The sequence below is a fragment of the Phyllobacterium sp. CL33Tsu genome (assembly GCF_900113985.1).
GTDB classification, from domain to species: Bacteria; Pseudomonadota; Alphaproteobacteria; order Rhizobiales; family Rhizobiaceae; genus Phyllobacterium; species Phyllobacterium pellucidum.
The window spans coordinates 1788272-1801300 of sequence record NZ_FORJ01000001.1; the positions used below are offsets into that span (position 1 = coordinate 1788272).

Sequence of the window (13029 nt, forward strand, 5' to 3'; positions counted from 1 at the left end):
TGCTCCATGCTGACCCGGAATTTCTGACAACAAGGACTGAACGTTGATGAATACGACACTTACCGAAGCTTTCGTTCCGCTGAAGCTCGCCAACCGGCCGCTGGTCTATAAGGCGCTCGCTGTTCTTATAGGCACGGCATTCCTTGCCGTCAGTTCCTGGGTCTCCGTGCCGATGATACCGGTACCGGTAACCATGCAGACCTTTGCGGTCACGATGGTTGGCGCCCTTTATGGTTGGCGTCTCGGGGGCCTCACGGTCATCGCCTGGCTGATTGAAGCCATGATGGGCATGCCGGTTCTCGCGGGCGGCGCATTCGGGCTCGCACCCTTCATTGGTCCTACCGCTGGCTATCTCTTCGCGTTCCCGGTCGTTGCGGCGTTTGTCGGCTATCTCGCCGAGCGCGGTTTGACCCGCAATCCGTGGTCGTCCTTCGCGGTCATGCTCCTCGGTAATGCCTTGTGCCTTGTGCTCGGCGCCTCCTGGCTCGTCCACCTTTTCGGCCTTGAAACCGCATGGGTATCGGGCGTCGCACCGTTCATCGTCGGCGGCATTCTGAAGTCGGCTTTGGCAGCCGCCGTTATTGAAGCCTTGCGCCGCTCAGGGGTCATGGTTCGCCTCGGTTGACGGTCAGGCTTCGCCCGCACCATCTCCTGTGCATGCTGACCTATGTCGGGAGGGGCTACAGCGAGGCGTTCACTGCCAATTATGACGAGGTCATCAAGCGACTTGTGGCGGGCGAAACCATAGAACTGGGCGAGGGGCCGGACGATATCTGCGCTCCTCTGCTTGGCGATGCAGATCCGCATTGCCTGTGGGCGAGTGTTCGCGAGCGCGACACCAAAGCTGCGGCGGCAGTGAGCAGATTGCTGGGGCGGCAAGTGAAAAACGGCGACACGATCGAACTCGATGCTGCCCTGCTTTCGACATTTCGCCGGGAGTTCAAAAAGGGCACGACGCGCGAGGCGTGTGGTGGTTGCGAGTGGTTCGACCTCTGCTCGGACATTTCGCGGACTAACTTTTCAGGCGTGCGGCTGACACGATGATCCGGATGCAAGCTTTGCTTCTCGTGTGGCTGGACGCGCGATAGGATTTTCCCTATAAGGGCGCCATTCCAGCAGCATGTTTTCCGCTAGGTGCAGCCCGCAGCGTCAAATTGCAGGGCCCTGACGTGAAACATCAGCAAACGTAGCAAAGCACGCAGGGGTGCCATGGCAGGCCATTCACAATTTAAGAACATCATGCACCGCAAAGGGCGCCAGGACGCCGTTCGGTCGAAAATCTTCTCCAAGCTCGGGCGCGAAATCACCGTCGCTGCCAAACAGGGTCTGCCCGACCCTACAATGAACCCGCGCCTGCGTCTGGCTGTCCAGAATGCCCGGGCGCAGTCCATGCCGAAGGACAATATCGAGCGTGCCATCAAGAAGGCCGCCGGTGGCGAGGGCGACAATTACGAGGAAGTCCGCTACGAGGGCTATGGCCCGGGCGGCGTTGCCGTGATCGTCGAGGCACTGACGGACAACCGCAACCGCACGGCCTCCAATGTTCGTGCTGCCTTCACCAAGGCGGGCGGCGCCATGGGTGAAACCGGCTCGGTGGGCTTCATGTTCAATCGCGTCGGAGAAATCACCTACAAGCCGGAAGCCGGCAGCGCCGACAAGGTCATGGAAGCCGCGATCGAGGCCGGCGCCGATGACGTTTCGAGCGACGAGGACGGCCATGTCATCCTGTGCGCCTTTGAGGACATCGGCGAAGTTTCCAAGGCGCTGGAAAGTGCCCTTGGTGAAGCAGAGTCCGTGAAGGCGATCTGGAAGCCGCAGACCATGGCGCCGGTCGACGAAGAGAAAGCACAGTCGGTTCTGCGCCTTCTCGCGACGCTCGACGATGATGACGACGTTCAGAACGTCTATGCCAATTTCGAAGTGAGCGACGAGGTTCTGGCCAAGCTCAGTGCGGCCTGATCGCGTTTTCAGTGCAACAATCAGATCCCGTCAGCCGCAAGGCTGGCGGGATTTTTGTTTGTCAGTTCATGGGGCCGTCGCCGCCGAGGGTCTCCATGGTGGGTTCCACGGGCTTGACGCCGGTTGCGCGGTTTATGAGGACCGTGATCACCCACAGGGCAACACCGACCCCGATGAGAATGCCGGCGATCTTGTATTGAACAGGATCGCGCCCGGTCCATGGGCCGGCGAAGAAAGCGCATGAGATGGCGCCGACGACGGGCAGAAAGGTCGGCGTGCGGAAATGATCGTGGTCCACGGTCTCGCGCCGCAGGATGAGCACCGCGATATTGACGATGGTGAAGACGAAGAGGAGGAGCAGTGCCGTCGTGCCGCCGAGCGCCGGCACCTCGCCGACAAACATGATCAGCCCGAATGCGAGAAGCGTCGTGAAGGCGATGGCAAGATAGGGCGTGCGGCGCGCCGGATGCACCTTGCCGAAGAGCGGCGGCAAGACATGCTCCCGGCTCATGCCATAAACGAGGCGGCTAGCCATGAGCATGTTGATGAGCGCGCTGTTGGCAACGGCAAACATGGTGATGAAGCCGAATATCCAAAGCGGGAAATTCGGTGCGCCCGCCTGCACGACTTTGAGGAGCGGCGTCTCGCCTTCGCCAAGTTCTGCCGGCGGGACGAGGGTGATCGCCGATATCGAGACGAGAACGTAGATGATGCCGGTGATGAACAGACCGGCAAGCAGCACCTTCGGGAATATCCGGGTCGGATTCTTGCATTCCTCGGCCATGTTGACGGAATCCTCGAACCCGACCATGGCGAAAAAGGCAAGTGTGGTCGCTGCCATGACCGACCAGAACACGCTTGAATCAGGTGCTGTGGCAAATTGCGTGATGCGCGAGACATCGCCCTGGCCGGCGGTAATCGCCATCAGGCCGATGAAGATAATGATCAAAAGACCGGTGAGTTCTACGACCGTCAGCACGACATTGGCCTTCACACTCTCACCGACACCGCGGAAGTTGACTGCGGCGACGACGGCCATGAAAGCGAGGGCGACGAGCGAAATGCCGATCCCACTTTCGAGATTGAGCTGGAATGCGCCGGAGAGATTGGCGGCGAAGGCGCGTGAGGCTGTCGATGCCGAGGTGATACCCGAGCACATGACGGTGAATGCGACGATGAAGGTGATGAAATGAATGCCGAAGGCCTTGTGCGTATAGAGCGCAGCCCCCGCCGCTTTCGGAAACTTCGTGACGAGTTCAAGGTAACTCAGCGCCGTCACGACCGCGACGATGAAGGCAATAAGAAAAGGCAGCCATACGACGCCGCCGACCTGCTTCGCGACCTGGCCCGTGAGCGCATATATGCCGGTGCCGAGAATATCGCCGACGATGAAGAGAAGCAGCAGCCAGGGTCCCATGACCCGGTGTAGACTTGGCTCGACCGGAGTGGCCGATGCGGTTCCTACACCTGTTGTTACGTCGGTCATCGGGCAGTCCTCCCTTTGAAGTCGGCTGGGTGTTTGGAAAAAGCTATTGGCGAATCAAGTCCTTGTCAAATTCGCCGAGTCCCATATTTGCCGCGCGACAAAAGAAAAACGGCCCCGCGCTTGGCGGGGCCGCTTTTAAATCCCGTTGGATGGGAAATATTATATGCCGAGGTTGGCGAAGCGGTTCTTGAACTTCGAAACGCGGCCGCCACGGTCGGTCAGCTGCTGCGAACCGCCGGTCCATGCCGGATGTGTGGTCGGGTCGATGTCGAGGTTCATCGTGTCGCCTTCCTTGCCCCAGGTGGAGCGCGTCAGGTACTCGGTGCCGTCGGTCATGACGACCTTGATCGTGTGATAGTCGGGATGAATCTTGGCTTTCATCTTTCTTGTCCTAAACTAGAGGGCGCAAAACTGGAGCCACGAGCGATGTGGCAAGCCGGTCCGGAGCCGATTGGTAGAGATGAAGCCAAACGTCACAGGGCCGTGGGCTTCCAAAACTGTTGGCGAGCCTATACATCAGCCTTTAAGCAATAACAAGGCCGTCTGGCGGCAAAGTCGCATAGCCGATACGAGGAATAAGCAAGTATGGCCGATCGGGCTCTCGAAGAAGCGGAAAGAAAGCGGCGCTCGTTGAAGCCGCTGCGCCGGGTCTTCCCATATATGGCCCGCTACAAGGGTATGATTGCCGGTGCGCTGGTCTCGCTTGTCATCGCTGCCGTAACGACGCTGACGCTGCCGCTCGCCGTACGCCGCATGATCGACCACGGATTTTCCGACGTGAATGGCGCCTTCATCAATACGTATTTCAGCATGCTGGTCGTGCTCGCCGCGCTCCTCGCCGTTGCCTCCGCGGGACGCTACTACTTCGTCATCACCCTCGGCGAGCGCATCGTTTCCGATCTTCGCCACGACGTCTTCGCGCATCTGACCCGCCTTTCGCCCGCGTTTTTCGACAGCACGCAATCGGGCGAGATCGTCTCGCGCCTGACCGCGGATACGACGATGATCAAGTCTGCCGTGGGTGCGACGGCTTCCGTTGCCTTGCGCAACGTGATCCTTGCCTTCGGTGCCATCGTAATGATGGTCATTACCAGCCCGAAGCTTTCGGGCCTCGTGATTGCAGCAATTCCCTTGATCATCATCCCGCTCGTCGCGTTCGGTCGCTCGGTACGCCGGCGATCGCGGGCCGCGCAGGACCGGCTGGCGAATGCCACGGCCTATGCAAGTGAATCGATTATTTCCGTGCGCACGCTGCAGGCCTTCACCAATGAAAAGCTAGCGACGCGCCGGTTTGCGAAATCGGTGGAAGATGCCTTCGATGCTGCCCGCGCCTCGGTCATGGCACGGGCGATACTTACAGCCTTTGCAATCTTCATGATCTTTTCGAGCGTGGTCGCAGTCCTCTGGTTCGGGTCGCGCGACGTTCTTTCGGGCGCGATGACGCCTGGTACGCTCGGCCAATTCCTGCTCTATGCGGTGTTTGCGGCGGGCGCACTCGGTGCTCTATCGGAAGTGTGGGGGGAATTGTCGCAGGCGTCGGGAGCGGCGGAGCGGCTGATGGAGATCCTGGCCGAAGAGCCGGCAATTGCGGCTCCGAAGAATCCCATGCCTTTGCCGCAGCCGCCCGTTGGCAGCGTCGTCTTCGACAAGGTCCATTTCAACTATCCAAGCCGACCTGCAGCACCCGCATTGAAGGGTCTCAGCTTCGCCATCACGCCTGGGGAAACCGTCGCAATCGTCGGCCCTTCAGGCGCGGGCAAGAGCACGGTGTTTTCACTGCTGCTCCGCTACTATGATCCGGTCTCCGGGAACATAACTATCGACGGCGTCGATCTGCGTCAGGCCGATCCGCTCGATCTGCGTTCGCACATTGCCATCGTGCCGCAGGACACGACAATTTTCGCCACGAGCGTGCGCGAGAATATCGGCTTTGGCCGGCCAGGCGCCAGTGCCGCGGAGATCGAGAACGCTGCGAGATCGGCGCTCGCCCATGACTTCATCCTGGCGCTCGATCATGGTTACGACACGCAAGTCGGCGAACGCGGCGTTACGCTTTCGGGCGGCCAGCGTCAGCGTATCGCCATTGCCCGCGCCATCTTGCGCGATGCGCCGATCCTTTTGCTTGACGAAGCGACCTCGGCGCTTGATGCCGAAAGCGAAATGCTGGTGCAGAAGGCGCTCGACCACTTGATGGAAGGCCGCACGACGCTGGTCATCGCGCACCGTCTGGCCACGGTCCTCAGGGCTGACCGGATTCTCGTCATGGAGAACGGCAGGATCGTCGAGGAAGGAACACACCAGACGCTGGTCAAGCAGAACGGCCTCTATGCCGGCCTCGCCAAGTTGCAGTTCGAGGCCGGGTCCGACGCCTTCAAGGGCGCTGCCGAATAGCTTTTATAGCATACACCGCTTAAATGGCAGTACGTGCTCCAGCCGGCTTAACGCTCGGTGAGCTTCAGTTCGATGCGCCGGTTGCGTGCACGGACTTCCGTGGAATCGCCGGGTTCAAGCGGCTGGAATTCGCCAAAGCCCGCCGCGACGAGCCGGTTTGCCGGGACGCCGTTGGCGATCAAGTACTTGACGACCGAAATGGCGCGAGCGGAGGAAAGCTCCCAATTGTCCTTGAACTGGCCGCTCCCCGACAGCGCAATGTTGTCGGTATGGCCATCGACGCGCAGCACCCAGTTGATATCGTCGGGAATTTCCTTTTGAAGCTCGATCAGGGCGACGGCAAGCTTCTTCATCTCTTCCGATCCGGCAGGATTGAGGACAGCCGACCCGAGCGGAAACAGGACTTCCGACTGGAAGACAAAGCGGTCGCCGACGATGCGGATGTTTTCGCGGTCGGAAAGGATCTCCCGCAACCGGCCAAAGAAATCCGAGCGATAGCGATTGAGCTCCTGGACACGCTGGGCGAGGGCGACGTTGAGGCGCTTGCCGAGATCGGCAATCTTGGCATTCGATTCCCTGTCGCGGGACTCCGACGCATTGAGCGCGTCTTCCAGTGCTGCGATCTGCTTGCGCAGGGCGGATATCTGCTGGTTGAGAATCTCCACCTGCGAGAGCGCACGCGCGCTGATCTGCTTTTCGTTTTCAAGCCCCGTGGAAAGCTCGTTGATCTTGCCTTCGGCGGCAGCGCCGGCGCCGGCGCCCTGCGACAGCAGCGCCTGCAGGCGCGACTGCTCGCTCTGGGCATTGGTCAGGGACGCCTGCAAGTTTGCGATCGTATCTTCAAGGTCCTGCTTGTTGCCCTGTTCCAGCGAAAGAAGCTGCGTCAACTCGTTGATCTGCGCGTTGAGGCGATTGAGAACAGCATCCTTGCCGGTGATTTCCTGGCTGAGCAGAAACTGCGCCAGGACGAACACCGACAGGAGGAACATGATCGACAGGAGCAGCGTCGACAGGGCATCGACGAAGCCCGGCCAGTAGTCGATGTGGCGGATGGCCTTGCGATTGCGACCGAGTCCCATGCTCAGTTGGCCTTGTCGCGGGCAATGGCATCGCCAAGTTTCGCCAGCGTCTGGCGGATGGATTTTTGCTCGTCAGCCTGCTTCTCCACCCAGTCACGCATCATCTGCTGCTCGGAGCGCATATTCTTGACGAGCCCCTGAATTCCCTCGGCAAGGCTCGCCAGCGCCGCCGTGGTGCGCTGGCTCGATCCACCACTCTCCTGGATATTCTGCAGGCGTTCAGCCAGTGCGCGCAGTTCATCGCTCGTACCGGTACTGGCGGCGTCGAGCGCATGCAGATCCGAGCCGAGATCGGTGACGCTGGAAAGCCAGTTTTCAAGCTCGGTGTAGAAGCGGTTCTGCGCCCGCCCGGCCTGCAGGTCGAGAAAGCCGAGGATCAACGATCCGGATAGACCGAAGAGAGAGGACGAAAAAGCCGTGCCCATGCCGCGCAACGGGGATTGCAGGCCGGCTTTCAGCGAGTCGAGAACGCTGTTCGCGTCGCCAGCGCGCGGATCCAGCGACTGAATGGTCTGGCCGATGGAGCCAATCGTTTCGAGCAGGCCCCAGAACGTGCCAAGCAGGCCGAGGAAGACGAGCAGGCCGATCAGATAGCGGGAAATGTCGCGGGTTTCATCGAGGCGCGCCGCGATGGAATCCAGCATCGACCGCATGGCGCTGGTCGACAGAGCCATGGACTGGCGCCGGCCGATGAGGGCGCGCATCGGTGCGAGCATGACGGGATGCGCATTTGGATCGCTGTTGCCGCGGCGGAAGGAGTTTACCCAACGCACTTCCGGGAAGAGCCGGATGACCTGGCCGAAGGCAAGAAGGATGCCGATGGCAAGCACGCCGATGATCAGGCTGTTGAGGCCCGGGTTCGTGACGTAGAACACCGAGATCTGCCGAAACAGGATAGCGGCAAGAAATGCTACGATCGCCAGAAATATTGCCATGGACAAGAGGACGAACCGCGGGCTTGAAAGCCGGTAGGGATCGTATTCTTCGCCATCCCGACCCTGGCGGGTCGAACTGAAATCTGCCATCGCATCGTCTCCGCGTCGCATAAACCGAATTTGCCGCGACCCTAACCGAAATCGAGGTGAAAATGGAAGGTGCAATGAGGTAACGCTTGAATTTGTTATTGCTGCATCAATTCAAGGTTGGTGGAGGAGATAGTGGAAACAGAGTATTTCCACAAAATGTACCGGAGACTGAAGAGGTTCCGCATTTCATACGCCCGGCAAATTCAACGGGTCAGACCCTAATCCTGAGCACGCAGTAGACATGGCCTAAGCAAAGCAAGGCTTTTTCACTGTTCGATGTGGTTACGACATCCGACAAGGAAAAAGGCTCGACTACAGGGCGGTAGCCACCTCACGCCACAACGCACCTACTTCAGCCTCTGTGGCGCTTCTTAAACTGCCGGCCTCAGATCGGCTTTTTCAGCGCCTTGACGAGCGCCTTCTGGATGGCTTCGTTGCCGGCGACGATCGAACTGCTCTCCACCACATCCTGTCCGCCGTCAAAGTCGGTGACGAAACCGCCGGCCTCGCGAACGAGAATGATGCCGGCGCCGATGTCCCACGGGGAAAGGCCGCTTTCCCAGAAACCATCAAGGCGGCCGGCGGCCACATAGGCGAGATCGAGGGCAGCAGCGCCCATGCGGCGCACGCCGGAAACCTCGCCCATGATATTGCGCAGTTCGACAAGGTAATTGCCATGGTGGCCGCGGCCGAGGTGTGGAACGCCTGTGCCGATGACGGAATCGACCAGTTTGTTGCGGCCGGCAACGCGCAGGCGGCGATCATTCAGGAATGCCCCGCCACCACGCTCGGCGGTATAGAGCTCGTCCATGGCCGGGTTGAAGATCACGCCGGCAACGATCTGTCCCTGGCGTTCGAGGGCGATGGATACGCCAAAAATTGGAATGCCATGCAGGAAGTTGGTGGTGCCGTCGAGCGGATCGACCAGCCAGCGGTGCTGGCCGTCGCTGCCTTCCACCGCGCCGGATTCTTCCATCAGGAAGCTGTAGTCGGGGCGGGCGCGGCGCAATTCCGCGTAGACGATCTCTTCGGCGCGCTTGTCGGCCTGGCTCACATAGTCGCCCGGACCCTTGAGCGACACCTGCAAGTTCTGCACTTCGCCAAAATCGCGCGCCAGCGAGCGGCCCGCCTTCATGGCGGCCTGAACCATTACATTGAGTATCGCTGAACGCGCCATTCGGGGTATGTCTCCGTAAGATCAAATAGGGAAGCCAGCGGAACCGGCTAACCCGGGGCCGGCTTAGTCGGCGCGGCGGATATAGGTGATTTCGTTGGTGTCGACGACGATGCGCTCGCCCGACGAAATAAATGGCGGAACGAGAACGCGAATGCCATTTTCGAGCAGCGCCGGCTTGTAGGAGGATGCCGCCGTCTGGCCCTTCACGACCGGGTCGGCTTCGGTGATCGCCAGGGTGACCTGATCCGGGAGCGAGATTCCGATTGGCTTTTCGTCATAGAGTTCGACCGTAACCATCATGCCGTCCTGCAGGAACGCGGCGCGATCGCCAACGAAGTCCTTCTGCAATTCGAGCTGTTCGTAGCTGTCGGTGTCCATGAAAATCAGTGCTTCGCCCTGTTCGTACAGGAACGAGAAATCCTTCTGCTCGAGGCGGACCTTCTCAACCGTCTCGGCGGCACGGAACCGCTCATTCAGCTTGGTGCCGTTAATGAGGTTCTTGAGCTCGACCTGATTGTAGGCGCCGCCCTTGCCAGGCTTCACGGCGTTCGTCTTGACTGCGACCCAAAGGCCGCCGTCGTGCTCGATCACGTTGCCTGGACGGATTTCATTCCCGTTGATTTTCATTTGTCTATCCGGATTGTTGTTGGAACTTGGCGCCGATTTCGCCGGCTAGGCCAAATATTGGCGCCTCCAAGACCACAATTTCACACAATAGGCAAGAGAGAGGGCGCAAACTGCTTGAGGATGCGCCCTGTTCTTATGGGCGTAAGCTCAAGCGGCCAGCGCGGTTTCGGCCAGCGAAACCCAATAGCTGATGCCATAGGGGATCGCGTCGTCGTTGAAATCGTAGGCTGAATTGTGAAGGGCAGGCGTGTCGCCATTGCCGATGAAGACGAAGGCGCCCGGACGGCTTTCCAGCATGTAGGAAAAATCCTCCGCGCCCATGACCGGCGGCATATCGCTGCTTACGGCGGTTGCGCCGACGATGGACTGGGCAATGCCAACTGCAAAGTCGGTCTCGCGATCATGGTTGTAGGTGACCGGATATCCTTCATGGTAGACGACGTCCGCCTTGCCGCCGAACACGGATGCGGTGGCTTCGGCAATCTCGGTCACGCGCTTTTTCGCCAGTTCCCTGATCTCCGGCACGAGTGTGCGCACCGTGCCGCCAAGCTTGACGCGGTCGGGGATGACATTGGACGCATCGCCGCCATTGAGTTGCGTCACGGATACGACCAGCGCCTTCAATGGATCGGTCTCGCGTGACACGATGGACTGAAGCGCAATAATGATGTGGGCGGCGATCAGCACCGGATCGATCGCCGAGTGCGGTTTGGCAGCATGGCCGCTGCGCCCCGTTACGGTGATCTCGAATTCGTTCGTCGCGGCCATGATCGAGCCCTTTCGGGTGGCAAATTCACCAAGGGGCAACCCGGGGGCGTTGTGCATGCCGTAGACCTCGCGAATGGCGAAGCGATCCATCATGCCGTCGTCGATCATTGCACGGGCACCGGCGCCACCCTCTTCGGCCGGCTGGAAGATGACGGCGATCGAACCCTTGAAATTGCGTGTATCGGCAAGGTGCTGCGCTGCCCCGAGCAACATTGCAGTGTGACCGTCATGACCGCAGGCATGCATCTTTCCGGGTGTTTTTGATGCCCATGGTTTGCCGCTCTCCTCAGCAATCGGCAGGGCATCCATGTCGGCGCGGAACCCGAGCACCGGACCATCGCCGTGGCGTCCGCGGATGATGCCGACAACCCCCGTCTGGCCTATCCCGGTCTCAACCGTATCACAGCCGAACGCTCGCAACTTCTCGGCGACAAATCTCGACGTCTCATGCACGTCGTAGAGGATTTCCGGGTTTTCATGCAGATGACGGCGCCACTCGGCGACGTGTTGTTGCATTTCATGAGCACGGTTGATCAGCGGCATTTCGAATTCCCATCGCTTGGTTATGCGGATGGAGCGAAGCTACGACCGGGATGCACGATCCGTCAACGCAATGAATTCGAACAGTTCCATGTGAACAGGAAAGGTTCTAGCGGAATTGGAGCTTGTTGGCTTCCGCGATGGCCTGGCTTTTCTGATCGTCGTCGAGACCGTCCATGAAGGATTCAAGATCGGGATCGTTGAGGCCAGCACGCTTGGCGGCGATGTACCACGCAGCAGCTTTGATAAAATCGCCCTCGACGCCGATGCCGTCGCGGTAGAGCTTTGCAAGCCGCGCCTGGGCGGCGACATTGCCGCTCGTTGCTGCCCGCAGCATCCAGCCGAAGCCAGCCTTGTATTCGTGCGGACCACCGAGCCCGGCGACGAGCCAGCTACCGAGGTCGAGCTGCGCCGTATCGTAACCCTTGACTGCGGCCTTGATGAGATATTCCCGCGCCTTCGCCATGTCGCGCGGAATCGTCGGCGTTCCATTGGCCAGCACCTGGCTTACCGCATATTCGCCATCGGCAAGCCCTTTGTCTGCGGCTTTCAGAAACCAGGGATAGGCATTTTCAATGCCGGCAGAGCCCGGGCGCTCCTGCATGAGGATCTGGCCGTAGTTGAACTCAGCTGCGGCATTGCCCTTGTCTGCCGCCGCCTTGGTCAGTTCCTTGGCCTTTTTCGGATCCTTCGGGGCATATCGTCCCTGGAGCAGAATGGCCGCATAGCGGAATTGGGCTTCGGGTACGCCCTGCTCGGCGGCCTTGCCATACCATTTGGCGGATTCTGCCATGTTGACCGGCGTTCCAAGGCCGCGCGCCAATATTTCCGCAAGCAGCACCTGCGCAGCGCTGTCACCGGCTTCGGCGCGGGGCAGCGCAAGGTTGTAGGCAGTCTTGTAGAGGCCGCGCTGGTAGGCGCCAAAGGCGTCGTCGGCCGGCGCCTGACCGAATCGGGTCGGATTGATAGGCTCGGCCGAATTGTTGTCACCGGCCGATTTTGGCCTGTCCTGCTTGGTGGATGTGACGGGTGCGCCAAGTTCCTGTTGCAAAGGCGCTGGCTTCGGATCTTCAAGGGCAGGTTTAACCGCTTCGGCCGGGGGCGGTGCAGTCGGCACGGGCTGCGCCGTTTGGGCCGGGGCGCCAGTAACGATGCCTGAAAAGGCAAGCACTGCGCCCGTGCGGATAAGGTTTAGCGACCTTGCTCCCATAAATCTCATTCCTCGAATCTCGGCGCGTGCTGGTCGAGGAGCCTGTTGGCTTCCCGGATTGCCGATTCCGGGTTGTTTCCTTCAAATATGGCGGCACCAAGGGCAATGAATTCCGCGCCGGTGGAAACGGCGTCGACAATGCTTTCGAGATTGTTGCCCGCCTGGATGATGCAGGGGATCTCGATCATCCCCGCCCACCAGTCGGCAAGCTCGATATTGCGCGGATGCGCATCAGGCTTGGTATCCGCGCCGATCTTCCCGAAGAGTACATAATCCGGCTGGGCCTCGCCCATCTCAAGCGCCGTGTGGCGGTTCTTGACGTTGCCGGTGCCGACGATGAGCTTTGGAGAGAAGCGCGACACGGCATCGGCAATGGCGGTGGCTGGGCCTTCGATATGCAGGCCGTCAGCCTTCACGCGTCCCGCAACCTGCGTGTTCCCGACGATGATGGCGGCGGCGCCCGCGTTCTGGATCACCGGCACCGCGGCTTCGGCAAGCATCTGGAATTGGGCTTCGTCGACATCATAGGGCGGAAGAAGGACCGAGGCCACATCGCCACCCGATAAAGCTGATGCGAGAATCCTCACAAGTTCTTCGGCGCTGGCCGCTGGCGGAGCGATCAGAACGATTCGGCAGCGTTCGGGCGTTGTTTTGGTGTTCATGGCTGCAACCTGTTTCGTTCTCGAATGCATTGGGCGCACCCATAAAGCGAGTGCTCGTGATCAAATTGGGGCATAAAGGAAGGCAGTCGGTTTGAACAGTCCTCC

General features: G+C 60.1%; 13 protein-coding genes. 4 read left to right on the forward strand and 9 right to left on the reverse strand.

Translation table 11 applies throughout. The features are described 5' to 3' along the window. Positions 1–46 precede the first annotated feature (46 nt). The 3 genes from BM074_RS08730 (at position 47) to BM074_RS08740 (ending at position 1959) form a co-directional block, all read left to right on the forward strand. Positions 47–625 (forward strand): biotin transporter BioY, encoded by a 579-nt coding sequence (locus BM074_RS08730; RefSeq protein ID WP_091921127.1) that lies wholly within the window; start codon positions 47–49, stop codon positions 623–625. Further along, positions 622–1044, forward strand: coding sequence for a DUF1284 domain-containing protein (locus BM074_RS08735; RefSeq protein WP_091921129.1), 423 nt, complete (start codon positions 622–624; stop codon positions 1042–1044). The genes BM074_RS08730 and BM074_RS08735 overlap by 4 nt, the downstream gene beginning before the upstream one ends. 165 nt (positions 1045–1209) lie before the next feature. Beyond that, on the forward strand, positions 1210–1959 hold the full coding sequence (locus tag BM074_RS08740) for a YebC/PmpR family DNA-binding transcriptional regulator (RefSeq protein WP_027231244.1): 750 nt from the start codon (positions 1210–1212) through the stop codon (positions 1957–1959). Between the two features lie 61 nt (positions 1960–2020). Here the strand turns inward: BM074_RS08740 and BM074_RS08745 are convergent, their stop codons facing one another. Together BM074_RS08745 and rpmE are read right to left on the reverse strand one after the other, a co-directional pair. Continuing rightward, a complete protein-coding gene (locus BM074_RS08745) occupies positions 2021–3445 on the reverse strand; it encodes an APC family permease (protein ID WP_027231245.1) in 1425 nt (474 codons plus the stop codon). 159 nt (positions 3446–3604) lie between these two features. Further along, complete coding sequence (gene rpmE / locus BM074_RS08750; RefSeq protein WP_027231246.1) at positions 3605–3826, reverse strand: 50S ribosomal protein L31; 222 nt, start codon at positions 3824–3826, stop codon at positions 3605–3607. A gap of 204 nt (positions 3827–4030) precedes the next feature. Between rpmE and BM074_RS08755 the strand changes: the two genes are divergently transcribed. Beyond that, positions 4031–5836 carry an ABC transporter transmembrane domain-containing protein gene (locus tag BM074_RS08755; RefSeq protein WP_091921131.1) on the forward strand — a complete coding sequence of 602 codons (1806 nt, stop codon included), beginning with the start codon at positions 4031–4033 and terminating at the stop codon, positions 5834–5836. Positions 5837–5883: 47 nt separating this feature from the next. Here the strand turns inward: BM074_RS08755 and BM074_RS08760 are convergent, their stop codons facing one another. The 7 genes from BM074_RS08760 to BM074_RS08790 all read right to left on the reverse strand — a co-directional run bounded on the left by BM074_RS08760 (position 5884) and on the right by BM074_RS08790 (position 12924). Continuing rightward, the gene (locus BM074_RS08760; RefSeq protein WP_027231248.1) at positions 5884–6915 is read right to left on the reverse strand and encodes a peptidoglycan -binding protein; all 1032 of its coding nucleotides are present in this window, start codon (positions 6913–6915) and stop codon (positions 5884–5886) included. A gap of 2 nt (positions 6916–6917) precedes the next feature. Further along, positions 6918–7940: a MotA/TolQ/ExbB proton channel family protein gene (locus BM074_RS08765; protein ID WP_027231249.1), complete on the reverse strand. Its 1023-nt coding sequence runs from the start codon at positions 7938–7940 to the stop codon at positions 6918–6920. A gap of 385 nt (positions 7941–8325) precedes the next feature. Beyond that, on the reverse strand, positions 8326–9117 hold the full coding sequence (locus BM074_RS08770; RefSeq protein ID WP_027231250.1) for an inositol monophosphatase family protein: 792 nt from the start codon (positions 9115–9117) through the stop codon (positions 8326–8328). A gap of 63 nt (positions 9118–9180) precedes the next feature. Continuing rightward, positions 9181–9744: an elongation factor P gene (efp, locus tag BM074_RS08775; RefSeq protein ID WP_027231251.1), complete on the reverse strand. Its 564-nt coding sequence runs from the start codon at positions 9742–9744 to the stop codon at positions 9181–9183. A gap of 147 nt (positions 9745–9891) precedes the next feature. Then, complete coding sequence (locus tag BM074_RS08780) at positions 9892–11055, reverse strand: M20 aminoacylase family protein (protein WP_091921133.1); 1164 nt, start codon at positions 11053–11055, stop codon at positions 9892–9894. 106 nt (positions 11056–11161) lie between these two features. Beyond that, positions 11162–12262 carry a tetratricopeptide repeat protein gene (locus BM074_RS08785; protein ID WP_081815815.1) on the reverse strand — a complete coding sequence of 367 codons (1101 nt, stop codon included), beginning with the start codon at positions 12260–12262 and terminating at the stop codon, positions 11162–11164. 5 nt (positions 12263–12267) lie between these two features. After that, on the reverse strand, positions 12268–12924 hold the full coding sequence (locus BM074_RS08790; RefSeq protein WP_091921135.1) for a thiamine phosphate synthase: 657 nt from the start codon (positions 12922–12924) through the stop codon (positions 12268–12270). Positions 12925–13029: the final 105 nt, after the last annotated feature.